Origin of the sequence: Glaciimonas sp. PAMC28666 (assembly GCF_016917355.1) — a bacterium.
Classification (GTDB): Bacteria; Pseudomonadota; Gammaproteobacteria; order Burkholderiales; family Burkholderiaceae_D; genus Glaciimonas.
This window is the reverse complement of record NZ_CP070304.1, coordinates 4,330,328-4,352,913: the sequence shown is the minus strand read 5'-3', so window position 1 is coordinate 4,352,913 and position 22,586 is coordinate 4,330,328. Positions and strand designations below refer to the sequence as shown.

Sequence of the window (22,586 nt, the reverse complement as noted above, 5' to 3'; positions counted from 1 at the left end):
AATTCTGATAGTGCTACTGTCAATCCACAGCGGGATGCAAGCGTGCAGCGGTAGCGCAAGCAGCGCATAAAAACTGCCAAAAAAATGCGGCTAACCGCCCCTTACCCCACCATACAGAGGAGACATTCCATGCAATCCGTTCGCATAAAACCCCAGGCAGGCCAGTCCTTACGCAATGCCGTTCTCGCCGTGCTCGCGACGTTCGCAGCATTTGCCGCCGTCACCACTGCGCAGGCAGGCACCTTGACCATTGAAAGCTGGCGCGTTGACGATAAGGCACTGTGGGAGAGCGTTCTGATCCCTGCATTTGAGAAAAAAAATCCCGGTATTCAGGTCAAATTTTCCCCCACCGCACCGACCGAATATGACTCCACTGTCACCGCGCGTCTGGCCGGTGGCACCGCGGGCGACCTGATCGCATGCCGTCCTTTTGATGTCTCGCTATCTCTGTATAAAAAAGGCAATCTGGAAAAATTAGATGGCAAACCGGGCATGGAAAATTTTCCCGCATCAGCCAAGGTTGCATGGCAAACCGATGATGGAAAAGATACCTTCTGTATGCCAATCGCTTCCGTCATTCATGGATTTTTATACAACCAAAAAATCTTCAAAGAACTCAACATTCAACCGCCTAAGACAGAAGCAGAATTTTTTAAAATTCTCGACGCCATCAAAGCCAATGGCAAATATACCCCAATCGCCCTTGGCACTGCAGAACAGTGGGAATCTAGCCAGGTAATGTTTACCGGTCTTGGCCCCAATTACTGGAAAGGTGAAGAAGGCCGTAAAGCACTCATATCAGGTAAAGCAAAATTCACCGATCCACAATTTGTCTCGGCCTTTGAATACGAGGCCAAGCTTGGTAAATATCTCTCCAAAGGAGCGAGCGCACAAAGTTATGGCGATAGTCAAAATCTGTTCGGTCTGGGCAAAGCAGCCATTTATCCCGCCGGCTCCTGGGATATCGCTTACTTCAACGCAAACGCCAAATTGGAAATGGGCGCATTTCCGCCGCCAGTGCCAAAAGCGGGTGACAAATGCTACATCTCCGACCATAACGATATCGGAATGGGTATTAACAAAAAGTCGAAGAATAAAGAAGATGCGTACAAATTTTTGGCATGGTTGGGATCGCAAGAGTTTGCAGACATCTATACCAATAAAGTCACCGGATTTTTCTCTCTTTCCAACCATCTGATCACGGTCAAAGACCCGGTTGCCAAGCAAATGGTCGACTGGCGCAAAACATGCTCGTCCACTATTCGCCTGAATTCACAAATTCTTAATCGCGGAACGCCGAGCATGGAAAATGAACTCTGGAACGTGAATGCACAAGTCATTAATGGCACATTAGCCCCTAAAGATGCTGCAGCGCAAATCCAGACCGGTTTTGCCAAATGGTACAAGCCACAGCAAAAATAAACGATCAACCCCGCGGTAACAGCCTGACGAACGGTAATGCAGCCACCATTTTTTGTTGTTTGCTAGCCCGTTCGATCAGTCACGCTCTCTGTTTATGCATTTGTCGTACTTAGCTGCGTAAGTATTGGTCCAATTCTTTGCTTCAATTTTTTGCCGCAATTTTTGCTGCAATTTTTTGTTTGGAGATTCGCGTTGAAAAAAGCATTTCCCTGGCATATCGTGGTTTTTCTGGCGCCAGCGGTGATCATCTATTCGATGTTCAGCGCCCTACCGCTGCTGGACACGCTTCGACTCGGCTTCTACACCACCAACGACGCTGGCGTCCATCGCTTTGTCGGTCTGTCGAACTATCACATCATTTTGTTCGATTCGGACTGGTCCACGGCGTTCTGGAACGCGATGTGGAATAACCTCAAGTTTTTCGGCATCCACATGCTGCTGCAAAACCCCATAGGATTATTACTAGCGACCCTGTTTAGCCTCAAAGGTCTGCGCTGGGCGCGGACTTATCGCACCATGATATTTCTACCGACCTTGCTATCTGTCGTGATCATTGGTTTTATCTGGCAACTGATTCTGTCGCCGTTATGGGGTGTCGGCGAAAAGCTGATGGGCTTTGTAGGGATGGCGAACTTCTTCGCGCCCTGGCTTGGTCAGCAATCCACCGCGCTGATTACCTTGGCCCTGATCTCGGTATGGCAATTCATTGGCATCCCCATGATGTTGATCTATGCCGCATTACTGGCGGTGCCGGAAGAAGTCCTTGAGGCAGCCCACGTCGAAGGTGCCGGGGCATGGCGTATATTTTGGCAAATCAAATTACCGTTAATTTTACCCACGTTAGGACTGGTCACGATTCTGACTTTTGTCGCCAATTTCAATGCGTTTGATCTAATTTATTCGGTGAAGGGTGCGCTGGCCGGACCCAATTATTCCGCCGATCTTTTAGGCACCTTCTTTTATCGCACTTTCTTCGGCTATCAAGCGCAAATCGGCAGTCCAACCATGGGCGCGGCTGTGGCAACCCTCATGTTTCTGGTCATCCTGCTAGGTGTCGCCGTGTACTTTTATGTCGTCCAGCGCAAGCTGACACGCTACGAATTGTAAGGCCCATCCAATGACTTCATCCAACCTTACTTCCAGCCGTTCATTCAGCAACATCGGGCGCATTTGGGTTCACATCGTGCTCTGCGCTTATGCGATAGTCGCACTGTTTCCGATTGCGCTAATCCTGATCAATTCGGTCAAATCGCGCGATGCCATTTTTGACAACCCTTTGGCCTTTCCGACGCTCGATACTTTTTCCCTTATCGGCTTTGAAAAGGTATTAACCAATACTAATTTCATCCTGTATTTCGGCAATAGCCTGATCGTAACGCTGGGTTCGCTGGTGCTAATCGTTTTATTTGGTGCCATGGCAGGATGGGCGATATCCGAATACAAGTTCCGTGGCAGTCGCCTGATGGCGCTATACCTGGCGCTAGGTATCATGATTCCGATCCGGCTTGGTACGGTATCGATCCTGCAATTGGTGGTGTCGCTCAACCTGATCAACACCCGCACTGCGTTGATACTTGTTTATACAGCACAAGGTTTACCGCTGGCCGTCATGATTCTGTCCGAATTTATTCGACAGATTCCCAAAGAATTAAAAGAAGCCGCCCGTTGCGATGGGGTGGGGGAATTCAAGATTTTTTTCCGTGTGATACTCCCCCTGATTCGCCCCGCCATCGCCACCGTTGCAGTCTTCACCATGATTCCCGCCTGGAATGATCTCTGGTTTCCATTGATCCTGGCCCCGGGCGACGACACAAAAACGGTCACACTTGGCGTCCAGCAATTTATCGGTCAATACGCCACAGACTGGAATTCGGTGCTGGCTGCGCTATCAATGGCGGTAATCCCCATTTTGATCCTGTACATGCTGTTTTCACGCCAGCTGATACGCGGCTTGACATCCGGTGCGGTCAAATAAACCACTATCTACACCTATGCCGTCGCGTGAAATTCAACTCTCGACACAGAAAAAACAGGTAAAAACCATGGCTAACGTCAGTATTAAACAACTTCGAAAATCGTACGATGGCAAACAAGATGTGTTGGCCGGCATCAATCTCGACGTCGAAGATGGCGAATTTTGTGTATTGGTTGGCCCCTCAGGTTGCGGAAAATCGACGTTATTACGCATGTTGTGCGGACTCGAAGACGTGACCGATGGCGAAATTGCCATTGGCGATCAGGTCGTCAATCGCCTTCCGCCCGCTGAACGGGGTATCGCCATGGTATTTCAAAGCTACGCGCTCTACCCGCACATGACGGTGTACAAAAATATGGCGTTCGGACTGAAAGTTGCCGGCACTGATAAAAATACCATCGACCAGCAGATTCGTCATACCGCCGCGATTTTGAAGATCGATCATTTGCTGGATCGATTACCCCGTGCGCTATCAGGCGGACAACGTCAACGGGTAGCGATTGGCCGCGCCATCGTCCGCAAACCGCGCCTGTTCCTGTTCGATGAGCCGCTTTCCAATCTGGACGCCGCCTTACGCGTACAGACCCGGCTCGAAATTGCCAAACTGCATCGCCAGCTGGCAGCAACCATTGTCTATGTCACGCACGATCAGGTCGAAGCAATGACATTGGGCGACAAGATCGTCGTCATGAACGAGGGGCACATTCAACAATCTGGAACGCCCCTGGCGCTTTATCAGCAGCCGCAAAATTTGTTCGTAGCAACCTTCATCGGCTCACCCAAAATGAATTTAATCTCAGCACTGGTGACCGCAATTGAAGCGGACCATTTGAAAGTGCAACTAGACGGCGGTCAGGAAGTCCGTGCCGATGTCTGCGTAACAGAGGTCAACGGGGTTCTTCGAATCGGCGATCCGGTCACTTTGGGCTTACGGCCCGAACACATTCTTGAGAATGCCACCGGCAGCGAAGCATTTTATGGCACGGTAAATATGGTAGAGCATTTGGGCGAAGCAAACTTCATTTACGCCACGTTACAAAACGGTCAGGATGTCGTAATACGCGGCGACGGCAACAATACAGTCCCGCTTGGCGCGCCTATTACCCTATCGGCAGCCAGTAGCGCATTTCACGTATTCGACGCAAATGGCAATGCATTGCATCGCACAAAACCCGGGAATATGATTTCTTCTAAACAAATATCGTCTACAGCAGCATAAGACAATCCCCACATTTCATTTTTTTGCACCATTCGGAGATAAAAATAGATAAACTTTTACGACACGTAAAACAAACAGGATTTGAATTGAAAACAGGGCTTGACGCAACTTACGCGTATCTGGTGGGCGTCGATGGCGGCGGCACAAAAACCCAGGTGCGTATTGCACACACCGATGGCAGAATCATTTCCGAAGCGACCGCTGGACCGTCGGCGCTCATGCATGGGCGCGACAAAGCGTGGGCCGCGATCGTATCAGCGACCAACGAAGGATTTCACAAAGCTGGCATTCAACCGCCGTCCTATAACAGAATCGCAGCGGGTTTTGGTTTATCCGGCGTCAACGTACCAGCATGGGCGACCGAGTTCACCGAACTTAACCCGGGATTTGGCAGCATCGTGGTTGCCTCGGACGCCATTACCACCCTGCTCGGCGCACATCAGGGCCGTCCCGGTGCCATCATCGCGATCGGCACGGGCAGTATCGGAGCAGTGCTCAAACCAGATGGAACCAAGCAGATTATCGGCGGCTGGGGGTTTCCATCTGGCGATGAAGCCAGCGGTGCCTGGTTAGGCATTTTGGCAATCAATTATGTGCAGCAGGTGTTCGACGGCCGCGCAGCGGACTCTCCGTTGGCGACCACGATCATGCAATATTGCGGTGGCGATGGCACCGATAAAGGCAACCGCGATAGCGTTCTTGGCTGGCTGGCAAAGGCCAATCAAAGCATGTACGCACAACTGGCACCATTTATCATCAAACATGCAATACACGAAGACGTCGCCAGGAATATGCTTTATAGAGCCGGCGAAGAAGTAGCAAAAATGGCACTGGCGCTGGACGCGTCGGAACAATTACCGTTAGCGCTATGCGGTGGCCTGGCCCACGTATTGGAAGACTACCTGCCGAAGCCGTTGCAACAGCGTACCGTTCTGCCGGAAGCCGATTCGGCAAGTGGTGGGTTGCTACTGATACTTCAACATCTGGGGCGATGATGATGATGATCATGGTAATGCGATGCTTTCCATCTTACAGCGATGACTTGAGCGATGAATTGAGCGATGAATTGAGCGATGAATTGAGCGATGACTGGAGCGATGACTTAAGCGATGACTTTAGCTTGGATTCATTCCGATCGTCCAAGGCATCAAGATTTTTTGATGTATGTCCCCTACTTAGTACGGAGAAAGTTTGATGTCCTCAACCAAGCAACTGCATGGCAATGTGCTCACGGCAAAAGGCTGGATCGCCGGTGCCATCAGTTTCACCGATTTAATCACTGATATCAGCGGACAAGCGTTGGACTTTGATCCAAGTCAAGCCACTCCGCCAGGTGATGCGCCTTTAGGCCATTCGCCCTACGACCATTTTATCTTGCCCGGATTTATCGATTTGCACGTTCATGGTGGTGGCGGCAAAGATGTAATGGACGCAGGGGAAGCTGTCAATGTCATCGCAAAAATGCATGCGCAGCACGGCACCACCAGCATGTTAGCGACCACCATGACCGCCCCACCAGCCGATCTGGAAGCCGCGTTGAGCGCTATCGGGCGCGCCTGTCTGCACCGCAGCCACGGCAGCGCGCGCGTGCTCGGGGCGCATCTGGAAGGACCCTACATTAATCCCGGCAAACTTGGCGCACAACCCGACTTCGCGGTGGCAGCAACGTTGGAGCAAGTTGACTGGCTACGCAGTTTTGCCCCCCTCAAACTGATCACCATCGCGCCTGAGGTGGACGGCCATCTGGCTTTGGTGAAGACCCTGAGTGCCAGCGGCATGCGTGTCCAGATCGGTCATACGCTCGGCACCTACGAAGATGGCGTGGCTGCTCTGCACAATGGCGCCACCGGCTTTACGCATCTCTTCAATGCCATGAGCGCCTTTCATCACCGCGCCCCAGGCATGGCTGGGGCTGCGCTGGCCCATGCCGAATATGCTGAGTTGATTCCCGATTTGTTGCACGTGCATCCCGGCGCAATCAAAGCGGCCTTGCGCGCCATCCCACGTTTATATTGTGTAACCGACTCTACTGCTGCATCCGGCATGCCGGACGGCGAGTATATGCTCGGACGGCAGGTCGTCCATAAATGCATGGGAGGCGTGCGTCTCGCCGATGGCACGCTGGCCGGTAGCACCCTGACCATGGATCAGGCTTTACGCAATCTGGTAGCGCTTGGTCTTGATTTGGCGGAAGCATCGCTACGCACATCAACCTACCCGGCTGATTATCTTGGCATCACAGAACGCGGGCGCCTTCAAAACGGCTGCTTCGCTGACATTTTAGTATTCGACCGCCAGCTAAATCTGACGGCCGTCTACGTAGAAGGAGAACAGATTGACCTCAAATCCCACATCGCCCCAACAATCGCGCATGCTTGAAGAAGCATGCTCTGCCAGCGCCCATGTTGCCATCCAGTTAGCGCAAGACCGCGATCGCTACGCAGAACTCGGGCGCAGATTACGCTCTGAACCACCCACCAGCATCCTGACAGTAGCGCGTGGCAGCTCCGATCATGCAGCCAGCTATTGCGCTTACCTGATCATGGCACGCCTCGGTCGCATCGTTGCATCGCTACCGATGTCATTACTTACATTGAATAATGCACCGCTGGTGGCGCGTGACGCGCTCGCCATTGCCATTTCGCAATCGGGGCAAAGCCCCGACGTTATCGCCCCCATTCGTTACTTCCGCGACGGCGGCGCGACCACGGTCGCCCTCGTCAACGATGCTGAATCGCCGCTGGCCACCAGCGCAGAATGGAGCATGCCGTTGCACGCCGGTGCCGAATTGAGCGTCGCCGCCACCAAAAGCTTTATTGCCAGCCTGGTCGCCGGTGCATTACTTGCCGGTCACTGGCAGGACGATCCTGCGTTCCTGAGCGCGCTGGATGCCTTGCCGGAAGCATTAGACGCAGCAACCCGCTGCGATTGGTCCGAAGCCCTCGACATTTTAACCCCGGCCACCAACATCATGGTGGTAGGACGCGGGATCAGCTTTCCGTTAGCGTTAGAAGCCGCCCTAAAATTCAAGGAAACCTCCGCAATCCAGGCCGAAGCATTTAGCGGAGCCGAAATCAAACACGGACCGATGGCGCTCATCGAGGAAGGCTATCCCCTATTGATATTCGCCACGCGCGGTCCGACGCAAATCGGATTACTAAAACTTGCCGAAGAAATGCGCGGACGCGGTGCCAAAGTCCTGCTCGCCGCACCCGATGACGTCGCCGAACGTAACCTTACGCTGCCCATAGCAACCAACCCAGACCTCGATCCCATCGTCGCCATTCAAGCCTTCTATGTCATGGCAGCCCACCTGGCAGCGGCCCGTGGTATGAATCCGGACCAACCGCGTCATTTAAGCAAAGTGACAAAAACTAGCTAGCATATTGCGGTGGCAGGCGCATTTTTAATCAAGGAACTGGAAAAGCACGACACGGATAAAATCACACCAAAGGAAACAGCTTGCTCATCACCGGAAATCCTGCGCTCAGCGCAAGTGTCATGCCTCTTCGCAGCACCGAAGCGCAGCAACAATCCCGTATGGCATTGAATATAAACAGTGTCTCCAGCCTGTCTTATTCACTCGCCAGCGCCTCGTCTCCAACCAAAGTGAAACAGGCCGCGTGGATATCAAGGACGGATTTACACTCAGCACTGAAATTTGCCCACAGCGGAGAAATAATAAAGGCGCAGCTAGCATCACTGCTACTGACAACAAACGCGCAAATGGCGCAATTAGGGAGCGCAAACAAGCACCAGCAACTATGGGCGTTCCCGGCTGATCACGCCCCGCCCCCTCTGCTCAGAGTCGCCACGAACAGCCATCCGCAGGAGTTGAACGTGCCGAATGCAGATCAAACCCAGAGCCCGCTCTGCCCACACCATCCACACCGCAACCTTCTGCCTCATTTTGCATTAGCAGGGAGACAGCAGTTGCCCCGCTCAGCGCGGCGCGACTTCAAACCAATGTCAGCCGTCGCCAAAGAGGCCGGTATCCGCTATCCACGCGAGCCTGGCGAGAAGAATATCGTTTATGCACTGCGACTGAGACGGTATGCGCCAACCATCAGCATAGCGGACTTATCTGCACTATCGGAGACGCATGAATCTATCTTGCGAGCGCGGCCCGAGTTTAAAACGCTGTCCACCGCTGCCAAAGAAGCGCGAGTCAGGTTTCCGCGACGTCATGCCGAAAGTAGCATGGCCTATGCCCTGCGACTTAGACGCGAAGTGCCGAACCTCAACACATCGAATTATTGCGGACTGTCGGGGGTGCCGGAGAGCACGTTGCGAAACCGGCCGGAATTTCAAACGCTTTCCGCAGCCGCCGAAGAAGCAAGAAATAGCCATCCGCGGCAGCGAGGTGAGCAGAACACGGCCTATGCCCTGCGCCTGAAGCGGGAATTACCGAGTCTCAGCGTTCCTGACAGCTCGGCACTCTCAGGCGCGAAGGAGTCAGCCCTACGCGCGCACTCGGCGTTTAAAGTCGTGCCCCAGCTCGCCAAGGATGCCGGGAGGGCTCACCCGCGCGCACCACACGAGGATGACCTGGCTTACGCACTGCGGCTAAGACGGGAAATTCCAGGCATAAGCGTGAGGAACTGCGCCCTGATTTCGGGGATGCATGAAATGACCCTGCGCAACCAGTCTGCATTTAAAACGCTGTCCGCAGCTGCAGAAGAAGCAAGAGCAAAGTATCCGCGACATAGTGGCGAGGGCAATATGGACTATGCCCTGCGATTGAAAAAGGAAATGCCCAACCTCAGTATCGCGGACTACACCGGTCTATCCGACGTAAACGAGTCGACGTTGCGGAACCGCTCGACGTTTAAAAAGCTGTCCCTCCCAGGCAGAGTCGCCGGAGAACGCTTTCCACGGGGTAACGACGAGGATAATATGGCCTATGCGCTGCGGCTAAAAGAGAAAGTCCCGAACCTGAATATACGGGACTACTCCGGGCTTTCAGGCGTCACTGAAACCAGCCTATGGTCCCTGCCAGCCTTTAAAATATTGTCCGCAGCCGCAGAAGAAGTGAAAGCACACTATCCGCGCAATGAAGGCGAAGATAATATGACGCATGCCCTGCGGCTGAAAGAAGAGGCCCCTGCCCTCACCATAGCTGACTACTCTTTGCTCACAGGGGTGCGAAATGCACTCCTACGCTCTTGCCGGGCGTTTAAAAAGCCATCCATGGCCGCCCACGCCGCCGAAGCCAAATACCCGCGCCGCATTAACGAAGCAAATATGACCTATGCCCTGCGGCTGAAAAGTGCAGTACCGACGCTGCGCATATCGGACTGTTCCATATTATCGAGGGTAAGTGAATCTACTCTGCGCAACCGTCCGATATTCAAAAGGCTTTCGGTAGCGGCCAAAAACGCTGGAGCAAAGTATCCACGACAAATCGGCGAAAAAGATTTGACCTACGCGCTGCGGCTGAGACGGGAAGTCCCGAACCTCGGTATGTCGAGCTACAGCGGACTATCCTGGATCAATGAGGCGACCCTGCGGAAACGGTTCAAAGACGAACCGACAGCGCCTTGGAGGGCCCAACGACAGGTGAGCTTCGCAAGCGCATTACCCGCGCCTGGCCTTCTTGATCTTGAAGATCTGTATTGCTCGCCGCCGGGATCTCCTGCGCCGGATCTGCTTGATCTCGACAATCTCTTTTGTTCTTCGCCGGAATCCCCTGCGCCAGGTTTTCTTGATCTTGATGGTCTGCCGACTTCCCCGCAAAGGGCTTCTGCCGGTCCGTTACTTCATGACGAGTTTGACGCCTTTGAAGAATATAGCGGTACGCCACAAGCATCTCCGGCGCCCAGTCTTCCTACTCTTTTTGATCGCTATTTTTCCTCACCGGCAGCACCTGCCGGCGCGTTTGCGCATGATGATTTTGCTGAGCTTGGAGACTATGTCGGTTCTCCACAGCCATCTCCTGCACCGAGTCTTCTTGCCCTTGACGACATCTTTTTCACACCGCCCGTTTCACCATTGATTCGAACGCCGACAGATCATGTGTTGCCACCACCCGCCTTCCCGTATTGGATAGTCTATGAAAACGCGGACGGCGAAATTCAATCCGTGTGGTCACCGGACGGTGATGAATATTCATTTGACGTTCTCGACAACAGTGATAATTTTTATGTCATTCGCGATAACAGCGTCTTGCATATCGTCAATCACGCAGGATCGACTCCCCTATTTTTCGCAAACGTTCATGAGATGCACGAAATCATCGATGCGCTGGAGTTCAGGCGAGTCTCAGCCACAATTGCGAAAAAAGGGCGATGGCGGTCACGCGACAGTTATGTCCTCGAGAGCGCCAAAGCAGAGCGTCATCGTGTAGAAGACCGTGATGGTAAAGGGGGCGGGGGTTCGGCGCAGTCTGCCGGCCAGGGAGGCAGGTCTCGCTCCGACCCTGCAACGTAGCCAATTGGAACGCTACAGACGCTTTTAAGGTTGTCGGCAATCAACATTCAATGAGATGATGCGTAAAATATTTCCCAGAAGAACTATTTAATCAACCCACCCGGACCCATCGATTTTATTCGCATGGATTCGCATGGATTCGCATGGAATCAATCAAGGAACGCAGCTTGTACATTACCCAAAATCCTGCACCCGTCTCGCGTGGCATTTCCCATCGCGTTGGCGCTGCACAGCAGCAACAATCCCGCCTGACTTCGCATGTACACAGTGTCACTAACGCATCTTGTTCATTCGATGGCATCCCATCGCTGGCCATCGCGCATCAAAACGCGCATCTGCTAAAAACAGATTTACGCTTGGCAGTGACATATGCCCAGAATAAAACAGAAGCCCCGAACGTACAGCCAACGTCACTCCTGCTGACGCCACGCGAACAATTGCGAGAATTGGGCAGCGCTAACCGGCATCGGCAGCAGTGGCTATTTCCGGCCAAGCGCGCGCTGCCGTCGGAATTCAAAACGCCATCCCCGCCGGCCCAAGCAGCAAGAATCAGGCTTCCCCGGGAAGTACGCAAGGATGACCTGACCTTTGCACTGCGGCTCATACAGGAAATTCCGAGCCTGACTGTAGAAAACTCTCTCATGATTTCGGGGTTGCAGACGGTGACCGCACGCGACCGGTCTGCATTTAAAACGTTGTGCGCGGCAGCCGAAGATGCTCGAGGAAAGCATCCACACCAATCCGGCGCGGGAAATGCAGACCATGCCATGCGATTAAACGCCCGAGCCAGGAACCGCAGCGTTATTGACCCTACCACGCTGTCAGCGATAGGCGAGTCAACCCTGCGAAACCCGCCGGCGTCAAAAATATTTCCAGCGGCAACCGGCCAGACCCGGTCAAGCCATGCGCAATCTTCCGCATCCCTTCCACTGGCAAAATCGGCAGCTCAGTGCCAGCCCATTAACCGGCCACCAACACACAACTTCCCATATTGGATAGTCAATGAAAATGAGGATCGCGAAATTCAATCGGTATTCTCGCCGGAGGGTATCGAATATCCATTAGACGTGATTGACAACAGCGATAATTTTTATGTCATTCGCGATGCCACCGTCATACACGTTGTCAATCATGTAGGAGGACCCGCCCTATCCTTCGCTGACGACAATGAAATGCAGCTGATCATTAATGAAGAAGAGTTCCGAAGAGCATCGGCGGCAATTCGAATAAGGCAATAGAGATCACGTAAAAGCTATGCGCCAGAGCGGCCCAACAAAGCACCGTCGTTTAGATCGCCGTGAGGTTACCTGGCCGGAAGTTAGGTACGGTCTGGATGAGGGGCCGCCCTGGCCGCCCTTCCGGCTCCGCCTCGAAGCACGGACAAACTCACTTTAAAGGAAACAGCTTGCACATCACCGGAAATCTTGCGCCCACCTCAAGGCCCATGCCCCGACCCAGCAACAGCGCCCATCTCCAAACATCCCGTCTGGCGGCACATGTCAGCAGAGTCTCTAACGTGTGTTATTCACGCGATAGCATCTCATCTTTGCCCACAGCGAATCAGGCCGCGCGGATAGCAAAAAAAGATTTACGCATGGCACTTGATTCTTCCCTAAGTAGCGCGACAATCCTGCATCCACGGCTAGCATCACTCATGCTGACCCCACACGAACAAATCCGTGAATTTGGCCGTACTATTGCGAATCAGCAACAGTGGATATTTCCGGCTGATCTGGCGCTATCACAAGAGGCGATAGAAGCTGGTAACACGCATCCACGTGAGGCAGGCGAACAGGATATGGCCTATGCCAAGCGGTTGCAACAGCACTATCCAAGCCTGCGCATTTCAAACTTGTTTGCGCTGTCGAACGTGCATAGGTCAACCTTGCAGGCCCGGCCGGAATTCAAAACCATGTCAGCGGCAGCCAAAGATGCCCAGATCAGCCATCCGCGCGAGCCTACTGAAAATAATATAACCTTCGCCCTGCGACTGAGGCGGCAGCTTCCAACCCTCACCGTATCTGACATCTCCGTGCTATCGGAGACGCATGAGTCAATCCTGCGAGTTAGGTCAGAATTCAAAACGCTGTCCGCGCAAGCCAGCAAGGTACAGGCCGGCCACCCGAGACAGGTGGGTGAGCGGAATATGGCCTATGCTCTGCGGCTAAGGCGGGAAGTGCCGACCCTCACTGTATCGGATTACTGCGCGCTATCGGAGGTCAGCGAGGCATTCCTGCGGAACCGGTCGGAGTTTCAAACACTCACCGCGGCCGCCAATGTGGCCAAGATCAACCATCCGCGAAAAAAAGGAGAGCAGAACGTGGACTATGCGCTACGGCTCAAAAAGGCAGTCCCGTCCCTCAATGTGTCTGACTGCTCAAGGCTATCAGGTACGAACGTATCTACTCTTCGCGCACGGTCGGCTTTTAAAACATGGCCGCAGGAAGCCATAGAGGCCGGAATCAGCCATCCCCGCGTGCCGGATGAAAGTAACGAAACTTATGCCCTGCGGCTAAGACGGGAAATCCCGACTCTGAGTGCAAAGAGCTGCGGCTTGCTGTCCGGCATGCTTGAGATGATCCTGCGGGCGCGGCCGGAATTCAAAACACTTTCCGCCGCCGCTGAAGAAGTTAAAGCCAACTATCCGCGCCATGATGGCGAAAAGAGTATGGACTACGCTCTGCGGCTGAAAGCTAACGACCTGCACCTTTCTATAGCGGACTACTGCGGGATAACGACGGTAAATGAGTCAACCCTGCGCAACCGGCCGGGATTTAAGACGTTATCTGCGGCCGCCGTCGCGGCGAAAAATGCCAATCCGCGCATGACAGACGAGAGTAGCATGGCCTACGCCGTGCGACTGAAAGCGACAGTTCCTACTTTGACCATCAGAGATTATTCGGGAGTATCGGGGGTAAGTGAAACGAGCCTATGGGCTCTGCCGATGTTTAAAGTTCTGTCAGAGGCTGGTAAGGCTGCCGAAATCAGTCATCCAAGAATTGAAGGCGAAGATAATAAAAGCTACGCTCTGCGGTTGAAAAAAGAAATCCCAAACCTTCGCATAGCGGACTACTCTATTTTGGCGCACCTGCATGATTCGAGCCTGCGCAACTGGTCGGAGTTTAAGATGTTATCCGCGGAAGCGCGGGCAGCCGGAGACCGCAATCCACGCAGCGATGGAGAGGAAAATATGGCCTATGCGATACGGCTCAAAGCGGGAAATCCATTTCTTAATCTAAGGGACTGCGCCATTTTGTCGGACGTAAATGAGTCGAGCCTGCGCAACCGGTCGATGTTTAAAAAGCTCTCGCCGGCGGCCATCAATGCCCAGATCAGCCATCCGCGATGTCATGATGAGGACAATATGCCTTATGCCCGGCGGCTGAAACGCGAAGTCCCGGGCCTCAGTATATCGGACTACTGCCGCCTGTCGGACGTCAATGAGGCATCCTTGCGGAACCGGTTCAAAAATGACGTGAGCGCATTACGGAGGGCCGAAAAAGAAACTGATTTACCTGGCTCGTCTGCTCTTTCAGGTCCGCTTGATTTAGATGATCTATATTTCTCTCCAGAGGAATCGCCTGCTTCGAGCCCGTTGGATTTTGATGATCTATATTTCTCTTCAGAAGGATCGCCTGCTGCGAGTCTGCTTGATCTTGAGGGGCTGTCTGCTTCTTTGCAGGGATCTCCAACAAGGTCCTTGGCTCAGGACGACTTTGAAGAATATAACGGTACTCCTCAAGCATCTCCGACACCGAGTCTTCCTTCTTTTTATGATCTGTATTGTTCGTCACCGGCGGCATCTGGTGGGCGTTGGTCTCGTGAGGATTTTGAGGCGTTGGGGGATTATGGGGATTTTGCCATGGGGTCTCCTGCGCCGAGTTCTCTCGGGCTTGAAGGATTGCAATTTACGCCTCCTGGTTCGCCTTTGTTGTCGGGGCCGATGGATGCGGTGGAGCGCACTGAGGTCCAATCAATTCCGGGGGTTGCGTATTGGATTGTCTATGAAAATAATGAGGGTGATATTCAATCTGTGCGGTCACCGGAAGGGGATGTTTATCCATTTGACGTTTTGGAAAATAGCGATAATTTTTATGTTGTTCGTAATGAGGCGATCTGGCATGTGGTTAATCATGTTGGAGGGCTTCCGGTATCGTTTTCTGGGGTTAATGAGATGCTGCAGATTATTCATGAATTGGAGTTTCGGAGGGGGGCTGAGGCTAATTTGAAGAGGGGGCGGTGGAGGTCTCGGGAGAGTTATGGGTCGGGAGGGGTGGATGCTAAGCGGGGGCGGTTTGATGATGGGGGTGGGTTCTCTGGGGCTTCTGGGGCGGGGTTGTAGGGTGGGTGCATGGTGTGTTTTATTTACGGGGATCTTTAATTGATTCGGCTGTTGCTCCGTGGGGCTGGGTGCTGATTACGTTTATCTCTAATTAACACGGCTGTTGCTCCGTGGGGGCTTGTCGGGGGTAGCCCGACAGCTAGTTACTTTCTTTTGCTTCGCCAAAAGAAAGTAACCAAAGAAAAGGCGACCGCAGTGATGCTGCCCTTCGGGTTCCCAAGCATTTCAGCCGCCAGTCGGGTTGAGAAACCAACTCGCCTGCGGCTCAGACATGTTTCCCAACAATTCCCGACTGGCGACTGAAATACTTGGCAGCTTCAATGTCGGGGTAGGTCAACTTCAACTTCAACTTCAACGTCAAACTCAACGTCAAACTCAACGTCAAACTCAACGTCAAATTCAACGTCAAATTCAACTTCAAACTCAACTTCAAACTCAACTTCAAACTCAACTTCGGCGTTGGGCCTTTTGATTGGGCTTTACGGCGTGATCTACGTGGTTGGGTTTGAGCGGCTTTTAATAAAGGCGCTCTCACCTATTAGATCGGGGGTCGTATTTTATTGGTTATTTGCCGTTTTTGTCGTTAGTTCGTCGATGTTTGTTGCTGCGTTTTCTGCCAGCATCTGGGAGGATGTTAGTGCTAGACGTACCAGGCGCTCGGTGTCGATGATGTTTAGCGCTGGGGTTGCGTCGGTGCCGCGATCCAGAGTGCTGAAGTGGACAATTTCCAGGCAGGTCTGGATGCCGCGGCAGATGTCTACCGTGCGGCCATAAAATTGTGCGGGCTTATCGGTTTGGTGGTCTGATGGTAACCACGAGAATGCTTGATGGAATGCATCTTGCTCGGAGCCTGGGATGTTCGGTTCGGTCATGATTGTGCCCTTCCGTCGTTACCGTGGATGAAGAGCGCTGTATTTTTATGTGTAATGCTGGAGGGAGTAAACGTGATGATGCTATACATTGTTGGTTCCTTGTACGGTTAGACCGCGCCCCGTTATCAAGCGGGGTGGGCGACAAATGACAGGGTTGATAAACCAGCGTACAAGGCTGCCGGCAGGCCGAAGCCTCCCTACCATTGTCGCCCAAAGAAAGCGCAACAAAGGTATACACGGAAAACGGCATTGCGCCGTCTGTGCGCCTTGTACATTTAGGTTATCAAGCCCATTCTCTTTTTTCTCGGAGAAGCTGAGAGTATAGAACATCATCGCGTCTTTTGTGAAGAAGCGATTTTCAAATCTTGGATAGGAATGCGTGTAGTCGATTATTTAGCGCCGAAAAATCCGGCGCGGCGATTGATTATCCTCTGCCGACAAATGGCATATTTGTCGCCATCACTGTCATGAACTGTACGTTCGCGCCTAGCGGTAAGCTGGCCATGTATAGCACTGCTTCTGCGACGTGGTCGACTGACATTCTGGGTTCTGCTGCCATCTCGCCGTTTGCCTGCAAGATGCCCTGCCCCATTCGCTCTGTCATGTCTGTTGCTGCGTTGCCGATGTCAATTTGTCCGCAGGCGATATTGTATTTGCGTCCGTCTAGCGAGGTGGCTTTGGTCAGGCCTGTCATGGCGTGTTTGGTTGCGGTGTACGCGACTGAATTTGGCCGGGGCGCGTGGGCTGAGATCGAGCCGTTGTTGATGATGCGTCCGCCGCCGGGTTGTTGCACTTTCATGATTCGGAACGCTTCTTGTGTACATAAAAATGCGCCGGTTAAATTGATGTCGACGGAGGCTTTCCAGTTGGCGTAGTCAACGTCTTCGAGCGAGACAGAAGGCGTAAAAACACCTGCGTTGTTGATCAACAAATCGAGGCGTCCAAAACGCGCCTGCGTTTGCGAGAATAATCGTTTCACTGACGCTGGATCACTGACGTCGGCGGACACTGCCAATGCATTCACGCCATGTTCTCCTGCTTCAGCGACAGTCGCGTTGAGCGCATCAAGTCGTCGGCCTGCTAACACGACAGCGTAGCCATTGTTCAGTAGCGCTAGAGAAATAACTTTCCCGATTCCGGAACCTGCACCGGTAACTAGAGCAACCTTTTGGGCGGAATGGGTGGATTTTGATGACTGTATTTGCGTCATTTCGATGGTCTCTGGTGGTTGAGGAATGTCTTATATTATGCACACATTTTAACGCCTCGCCGTGGCTTGGCGCTTGCTGCTTGCTTGTTGCTTGCTTATTGCTTGCTTATTGCTTGCTTATTGCTTGTTGCTTGTGCTTACGCGGCTCAAAACGATGTTTAAAAGAACACATTACGTGCTGTCCGGCTAAAAACAACGATCAATATGCTCTCCGTCACGCCAGGCAGTAAAATGGCCTATGCTTTACTTTAATCCTTCATGCTTTCTGCACATTCTTCATCAGACTTTAGTGATCGCCATGCACCCACCGCTTAACAACATCGAATATCGTCGCTCTGGAGCTTAAATGTCTTATCTGCTCCAACTGATCGAGCAATACGGTCTGATCATCGTTTTTTTTAATGTTTTGCTGTCGCAATTGGGTGTGCCGCTGCCTGCTTACCCGACGTTAATCATCACGGGCGCACTTGCCAGCGGTGGGGAATATTCCACGACGTTGTTAATGCTGACCGCTGTGGGAGCAGCCTTGATTGCTGACTATGGCTGGTATTTGGCAGGAAAACGCTACGGTAGGAAAGTGATGGGGATGTTGTGCCGCATTTCGTTGTCGCCAGATTCATGCGTGCGTCAGACGGAAGCGATTTATGCACGATGGGGTGCGCCCTCGTTGTTAGTCGCCAAATTTGTGCCGGGCTTTGCTTCCATTGCCAGCGCATTGGCGGGCACCATTGGCACGCGGCGGCCGACTTTTCTGTTATTCGATGGCGTCGGCGCGGCGCTATGGGCCGGTCTGGCTATTTATCTCGGCTCGCGCTTCAGCGCGACGATTGACCAGTTGTTACTGCTACTGGAGGAGTTGGGCGAAACCGGTTTGGCGGTAATCCTTGCTGGCATAGCCGTGTTCGTAGTCGGAAAATGGTGGCAACGCAAACGCTTCATGAAGTCGCTTTCAATGGCCCGCATTTCGGTGGCAGAACTGGACCAATTGCTCCAGCAGGGTATCAAGCCAGCGATTGTGGATGTGAGAACTCCGGTAGCGCAACAGCGAGGCTGGATTCCGGGCGCGGTCGTTACTTCAATTCAACAAATCAATACTTTCACTCTTGATGTCACAGCGGATCAGGAAATCATTGTCTACTGCGCATGCCCCAACGAAGCTTCGGCGGCGATCGTCGCCAAACAGTTGATACAACGCGGCTATAAAAAGGTGCGCCCATTGACCGGCGGTATCGACGCATGGATTGCGGCTGGCTACCCTGTCGAGACTTGATACCAATTCTGCCCGGGCCAAGCCAGCGGGACCAAGCCAGGCCGGACCAAGCCAGGCCGGACGTATTTCCCCCGTCAACTTTTTGAACCGTCCTTTTTTGCGCCTCCATTCGGTTCAAACGTCACGCTGGATTTGCGCTTAAATTCAGCTATTTTTCCTGAAAGTTGGCATGCTCAGATTAAGTATCGACGCGCTACAAATTCTCGATGCCATAGACCGGCGCGGTTCGTTTTCGGCAGCCGGGGTTGCCTTACATCGCGTTCCTTCGACCATCTCTTACACCGTAGCCAAACTGGAGCAGGATTTAGGCGTACAAGTATTTGACCGGCATGGCCCAAAAGTCACGCTAACCGCGGCTGGTGCGGAACTCTTAAAAGAGGGGCGCTATATTTTGAAAGCCGCAGAAGACCTCCAACATCGGGTCCGGCGCGTGGCATCTGGCTGGGAAACCGAGCTTACAATCGGTTTGGATTCACTCTTTTCCGGCGCAGCGCTGACGACTGATATCGCAGCCTTTTATGCGGTGACCGAACATACCCGCTTGCGGATTGCGCGGGAATCGCTAGATGGCACATGGGAGGCTTTGCTTGATCGTCGCGTCGATCTGCTGATTGGGGCACCGGGTGAAGGCCCCGCCGGTGGCGGCTATATTGCTGAACCGCTGGGAAGCCTGGCATTCATCTTCGCAGTAGCACCAACCCATCCTCTTGCCGCAATATCGCAGCCATTAAGTAAAGCCGATTTGCATCCCTATCGGGCCATCACGGTAGCCGATTCTGCCAGAAAAATGGCAGCACGCACCGTCGGGCTTCTGCTCGGACAAGACACCTTATCGGTCCCGGATATGCAGAGCAAATTCGCATTGCAGGTAGCCGGGATCGGGTTCGGATTTTTGCCAGAAACATGTGCCCGAGCCGCGCTTGCTTCCGGTCTGTTAGTAGAGAAAGAAGTAGAAGAGCCACGCCAGGATGAACAATTTTATCTGGCGTGGCGGACCGGGGAAAATGGCGCAGCACTGGCTTGGTGGATTGCGCGAATGAAGCAGTCAGATGTGTTGCAGCGTCTCATTGAACGCACGGCACAAGGGATTCATTGAGCCGAAAAATGATTGGAATAAACACACGCAGTTCAAACCAAAGCCACTACGACGGTGACTTCTGCTGACGCCGAAACTCGCTGCGTTTGATCTCAAGGTAGGTAGCCCGATCCATTTCGTGCAGCTGTTTGGCGTATTGCTCGGTTGAGGTAAACCAGCTTTGTAAACGCATTTCATGCTGTGCTTCAGGCGGTGCAGAAAGCGCGGCAAGATAGGAGTCGATGGCGAGGTAATAGCGCATCGTATTGCGCTCGACCAGACCGCGCACGCCGCTGATGTAATCCGAACCGGAATGCGGCGACTTACCGGCACTATTTTCAGTCGTAAACCCCACTTTATCCCGGCCAATGGTTGCCAGATAACTTTGCATGGCTAAACGCCCGGTAAAACTGTAAGCATAAGAATAGGTGAGATGAATGAACGTTTTACCATTCGGGACTGAGGTTGCTTCAAGTTGTATGTGATAGTCGCTGGTGCTGAGAGGGCCGGTTTTCGCACTCAGCCGCACGGCAAAATAATCCGGTGTGGTGGCAACCATATTGTAAGAAAACTTGACGTCAAAAGCTTCGTATAGCGGCTTATCATTTTTCGTTCCAATACTCACCAACAACGTATCGCCGGTTTTATCGATTGAAGCGCGGCAATATTTCACATTAAGGTGCAACGTCAACACGTCGCACCAGTGTGTCGGATCGTTTAGCGCGGTATTAACCGTCGCAAACGGATAGTTCACGAGCGCGTAGATATCGCCCTTCAGATGGCTGGAAGACTCAGTCGAGTCGAGATATAGCGGTCGATTGAATTGGTTATGGTTAAGCTGCCCGCTCAGGTCGGCAAACCTTGCACGTAAAGCATTGGCAGAAAGTGGCTCAGCGTTTGGTGGCCTTTCTATGCCTGCGGCAGCAGCCAGCCCAGCCCCTGTACAAAACACACAGATGGCGATGAGGTGCAACATCGAACCAATTGAATATTTCTTAAATAAGATATTCATCCTGACACTATATTACTGCCATCAGAGTTTATCCGCTGAAAATATCGGATAGCAGGCCCGCGATCATGCAATATGATTAGCAACGCTTGTGTTTTATAAACCCTTCCAGCTATAGTGGTGTCATGCCCGATAAACTCTACTACAAACTCTATTACTGGCCGACGATTCAAGGACGTGGTGAATTTATTCGTCTGGCGTTGGAACAAGCAGGCGCAAGCTATACCGATGTAGCGCGGCGCTCCGAACGCAGCGGAATGGGAGTACCGGCCATGCTGCGGTTGATGGAAAATACAATCAATCCGCTACCGTCTTTTGCGCCGCCATTTTTGCAGGCAGGCGATGTATGCATTGGACAAACAGCCAATATTCTTTTGTTTTTGGGACCACGACTTAATCTTGTCCCTGAGGATGAAGCATCACGACTATGGGCGCATCAGCTGCAACTCACCATCGCCGATCTCGTCACCGAAGTGCACGACACCCACCACCCCGTAGCAAGCGGTCTCTACTATAAAGATCAAAAGCCCGAAGCCTTGCTTCGCGCCACTGATTTTACCGGCGCAAGACTACCTAAATTTCTCGATTACTTTGAATCAATTATTACCAGCAATCCACACAGCGATACCTATCTGATCGGTGACAAATTATCCTACGTCGACCTGTCGCTGTTCCAGATCATCGCTGGATTGCGCTATGCTTTTCCAAAAACGATGAAGCGCTTGTCCCCCACTTACCCGCGCCTAATAGCGCTCCATCAACAAGTCGCCACGCAACCACGAATAGCCCGATATCTGGCCTCTTCCAGACGCATCGCCTTCAATCAGCAAGGCATTTTTCGCCGCTATCCTGAGTTGGATCGTTAAATTTATGTTGCGACACTTGGGTGGCGCGCAATGAACCCATCCACTTCCTTAAGATGATACGATCATACGTATGCGGTGTTGGGAAAGGACGGTAAAGAGCTAATGGATAAGGCAACAATTCAATAAAGGAATAATCGATGAGACCATCCACGGCACTTTAAATACATCGTGAAGCTATCCGCCGTATCGTGGAGTTGCACCGTGGCCGAAATGCGCGTGTAGTTGGTTCCGTGGTACATGGTAGCGACACAGAAGGGAGTGATCTGGACATCCTGATCGATCCCACGCCGGACACTACTCTGTTCGACATCGGTGCTATCCGGCATGAACTGCTGCAACTTTTAGATGTTCCAATCGATGTTTTGACCCCGAAAGCATTACCGGAGAAATTCCGTGTTGCCGTTCTCGCAGAAGCATTGCCAATATGAGGAAAGATGACCAACGATTAGCGGACTATTTGGGTCACATTCTTCAAGCTATCGAGCGCATTCAACGGTACACCGACAACATGAGCGAGATAGATTTTCTGCAGAACGAACTGGTGCAAGTGCGGTAATACGCAATTTTGAAATCATGGTTGAGGCCATCAATAACATCAGCAAGCACCACCCTCAATTTGCTACGGCGCATCCTGAATTGCCCTTGGCATACGCCTATCAAATGCGGAACGTAGTTGTACATGGTTATTTTAAAGTGGACCTGGAAATTGTTTGGAAAACAATACATAGCGTGCTTTCTGGTTTGTATGCACAAGTCCAGACGCTGGCACATGACAATGCAATTGGAAATAATGCACCCTGATTAATTGACAGAAAAATAATCAACAAAAGCTTTTAAGGGGGCGTCTCCATTATGACTTCCCTCTTTGCTTATCATTTTCCCAGCTTTTGCTGCGGT

19 protein-coding genes are annotated in these 22,586 nt (G+C 52.4%); 15 read left to right on the top strand and 4 right to left on the bottom strand.

The window, feature by feature from the left end; all coding sequences use genetic code 11:
* Positions 1–129: 129 nt before the first annotated feature.
* From JQN73_RS18505 to JQN73_RS18460, 10 genes are all read left to right on the top strand, one after another.
* Positions 130–1,422, top strand: coding sequence for an ABC transporter substrate-binding protein (locus JQN73_RS18505; RefSeq protein ID WP_205320423.1), 1,293 nt, complete (start codon positions 130–132; stop codon positions 1,420–1,422).
* A gap of 192 nt (positions 1,423–1,614) precedes the next feature.
* Positions 1,615–2,529 carry a carbohydrate ABC transporter permease gene (locus JQN73_RS18500; protein ID WP_205320422.1) on the top strand — a complete coding sequence of 305 codons (915 nt, stop codon included), beginning with the start codon at positions 1,615–1,617 and terminating at the stop codon, positions 2,527–2,529.
* 10 nt (positions 2,530–2,539) lie between these two features.
* The gene (locus tag JQN73_RS18495; protein WP_205320421.1) at positions 2,540–3,397 is read left to right on the top strand and encodes a carbohydrate ABC transporter permease; all 858 of its coding nucleotides are present in this window, start codon (positions 2,540–2,542) and stop codon (positions 3,395–3,397) included.
* 67 nt (positions 3,398–3,464) lie between these two features.
* Positions 3,465–4,616: an ABC transporter ATP-binding protein gene (locus tag JQN73_RS18490; protein WP_205320420.1), complete on the top strand. Its 1,152-nt coding sequence runs from the start codon at positions 3,465–3,467 to the stop codon at positions 4,614–4,616.
* Between the two features lie 86 nt (positions 4,617–4,702).
* Complete coding sequence (locus JQN73_RS18485; protein WP_205320419.1) at positions 4,703–5,611, top strand: BadF/BadG/BcrA/BcrD ATPase family protein; 909 nt, start codon at positions 4,703–4,705, stop codon at positions 5,609–5,611.
* Between the two features lie 199 nt (positions 5,612–5,810).
* Positions 5,811–6,995, top strand: a complete 1,185-nt coding sequence (nagA, locus tag JQN73_RS18480; RefSeq protein ID WP_205320418.1) for an N-acetylglucosamine-6-phosphate deacetylase — start codon at positions 5,811–5,813, stop codon at positions 6,993–6,995.
* Positions 6,988–7,998: an SIS domain-containing protein gene (locus tag JQN73_RS18475; RefSeq protein WP_205323461.1), complete on the top strand. Its 1,011-nt coding sequence runs from the start codon at positions 6,988–6,990 to the stop codon at positions 7,996–7,998. The genes nagA and JQN73_RS18475 overlap by 8 nt, the downstream gene beginning before the upstream one ends.
* Before the next feature lie 80 nt (positions 7,999–8,078).
* Complete coding sequence (locus tag JQN73_RS18470) at positions 8,079–11,045, top strand: hypothetical protein (protein ID WP_205320417.1); 2,967 nt, start codon at positions 8,079–8,081, stop codon at positions 11,043–11,045.
* 143 nt (positions 11,046–11,188) lie between these two features.
* Positions 11,189–12,283, top strand: coding sequence for a hypothetical protein (locus JQN73_RS18465; protein ID WP_205320416.1), 1,095 nt, complete (start codon positions 11,189–11,191; stop codon positions 12,281–12,283).
* 416 nt (positions 12,284–12,699) lie between these two features.
* Positions 12,700–15,387, top strand: a complete 2,688-nt coding sequence (locus JQN73_RS18460; RefSeq protein WP_205320415.1) for a hypothetical protein — start codon at positions 12,700–12,702, stop codon at positions 15,385–15,387.
* Between the two features lie 265 nt (positions 15,388–15,652).
* Here the strand turns inward: JQN73_RS18460 and JQN73_RS18455 are convergent, their stop codons facing one another.
* From JQN73_RS18455 to JQN73_RS18445, 3 genes are all read right to left on the bottom strand, one after another.
* A complete protein-coding gene (locus tag JQN73_RS18455; protein ID WP_205320414.1) occupies positions 15,653–15,808 on the bottom strand; it encodes a hypothetical protein in 156 nt (51 codons plus the stop codon).
* A 136-nt stretch (positions 15,809–15,944) separates the two neighbouring features.
* Positions 15,945–16,259, bottom strand: coding sequence for a hypothetical protein (locus JQN73_RS18450; protein ID WP_205320413.1), 315 nt, complete (start codon positions 16,257–16,259; stop codon positions 15,945–15,947).
* A gap of 424 nt (positions 16,260–16,683) precedes the next feature.
* Positions 16,684–17,469, bottom strand: coding sequence for an SDR family oxidoreductase (locus JQN73_RS18445; protein WP_205320412.1), 786 nt, complete (start codon positions 17,467–17,469; stop codon positions 16,684–16,686).
* Between the two features lie 346 nt (positions 17,470–17,815).
* Here JQN73_RS18445 and JQN73_RS18440 point away from each other — a divergent pair, with 346 nt between their 5' ends.
* A complete protein-coding gene (locus JQN73_RS18440) occupies positions 17,816–18,739 on the top strand; it encodes a DedA family protein/thiosulfate sulfurtransferase GlpE (protein ID WP_205320411.1) in 924 nt (307 codons plus the stop codon).
* A 169-nt stretch (positions 18,740–18,908) separates the two neighbouring features.
* The gene (locus JQN73_RS18435) at positions 18,909–19,835 is read left to right on the top strand and encodes a LysR substrate-binding domain-containing protein (protein WP_205320410.1); all 927 of its coding nucleotides are present in this window, start codon (positions 18,909–18,911) and stop codon (positions 19,833–19,835) included.
* A 46-nt stretch (positions 19,836–19,881) separates the two neighbouring features.
* Here JQN73_RS18435 and JQN73_RS18430 read toward each other — a convergent pair whose 3' ends face one another.
* On the bottom strand, positions 19,882–20,826 hold the full coding sequence (locus JQN73_RS18430) for a hypothetical protein (RefSeq protein ID WP_205320409.1): 945 nt from the start codon (positions 20,824–20,826) through the stop codon (positions 19,882–19,884).
* A 122-nt stretch (positions 20,827–20,948) separates the two neighbouring features.
* Here JQN73_RS18430 and JQN73_RS18425 point away from each other — a divergent pair, with 122 nt between their 5' ends.
* The 3 genes from JQN73_RS18425 (at position 20,949) to JQN73_RS18415 (ending at position 22,490) form a co-directional block, all read left to right on the top strand.
* Entirely contained in the window at positions 20,949–21,689 is a 741-nt protein-coding gene (locus tag JQN73_RS18425; protein WP_205320408.1) for a glutathione S-transferase, read from the top strand.
* A 161-nt stretch (positions 21,690–21,850) separates the two neighbouring features.
* Entirely contained in the window at positions 21,851–22,117 is a 267-nt protein-coding gene (locus tag JQN73_RS18420; protein ID WP_240162604.1) for a nucleotidyltransferase family protein, read from the top strand.
* A gap of 16 nt (positions 22,118–22,133) precedes the next feature.
* On the top strand, positions 22,134–22,490 hold the full coding sequence (locus JQN73_RS18415; protein ID WP_370551374.1) for a DUF86 domain-containing protein: 357 nt from the start codon (positions 22,134–22,136) through the stop codon (positions 22,488–22,490).
* Positions 22,491–22,586 lie beyond the last annotated feature (96 nt).

Bases quoted from the DNA above. Each gene is read 5' to 3' on its own strand.
- nagA (WP_205320418.1), top strand. From the start codon at position 5,811: ATGTCCTCAACCAAGCAACTGCATGGCAATGTGCTCACGGCAAAAGGC.
- JQN73_RS18490 (WP_205320420.1), top strand. From the start codon at position 3,465: ATGGCTAACGTCAGTATTAAACAACTTCGAAAATCGTACGATGGCAAA.
- JQN73_RS18430 (WP_205320409.1), bottom strand. From the start codon at position 20,826: ATGAATATCTTATTTAAGAAATATTCAATTGGTTCGATGTTGCACCTC.
- JQN73_RS18425 (WP_205320408.1), top strand. From the start codon at position 20,949: ATGCCCGATAAACTCTACTACAAACTCTATTACTGGCCGACGATTCAA.
- JQN73_RS18465 (WP_205320416.1), top strand. From the start codon at position 11,189: ATGGAATCAATCAAGGAACGCAGCTTGTACATTACCCAAAATCCTGCA.
- JQN73_RS18450 (WP_205320413.1), bottom strand. From the start codon at position 16,259: ATGACCGAACCGAACATCCCAGGCTCCGAGCAAGATGCATTCCATCAA.
- JQN73_RS18445 (WP_205320412.1), bottom strand. From the start codon at position 17,469: ATGACGCAAATACAGTCATCAAAATCCACCCATTCCGCCCAAAAGGTT.
- JQN73_RS18505 (WP_205320423.1), top strand. From the start codon at position 130: ATGCAATCCGTTCGCATAAAACCCCAGGCAGGCCAGTCCTTACGCAAT.
- JQN73_RS18475 (WP_205323461.1), top strand. From the start codon at position 6,988: ATGCTTGAAGAAGCATGCTCTGCCAGCGCCCATGTTGCCATCCAGTTA.
- JQN73_RS18435 (WP_205320410.1), top strand. From the start codon at position 18,909: ATGCTCAGATTAAGTATCGACGCGCTACAAATTCTCGATGCCATAGAC.
- JQN73_RS18440 (WP_205320411.1), top strand. From the start codon at position 17,816: ATGTCTTATCTGCTCCAACTGATCGAGCAATACGGTCTGATCATCGTT.
- JQN73_RS18460 (WP_205320415.1), top strand. From the start codon at position 12,700: ATGCTGACCCCACACGAACAAATCCGTGAATTTGGCCGTACTATTGCG.
- JQN73_RS18495 (WP_205320421.1), top strand. From the start codon at position 2,540: ATGACTTCATCCAACCTTACTTCCAGCCGTTCATTCAGCAACATCGGG.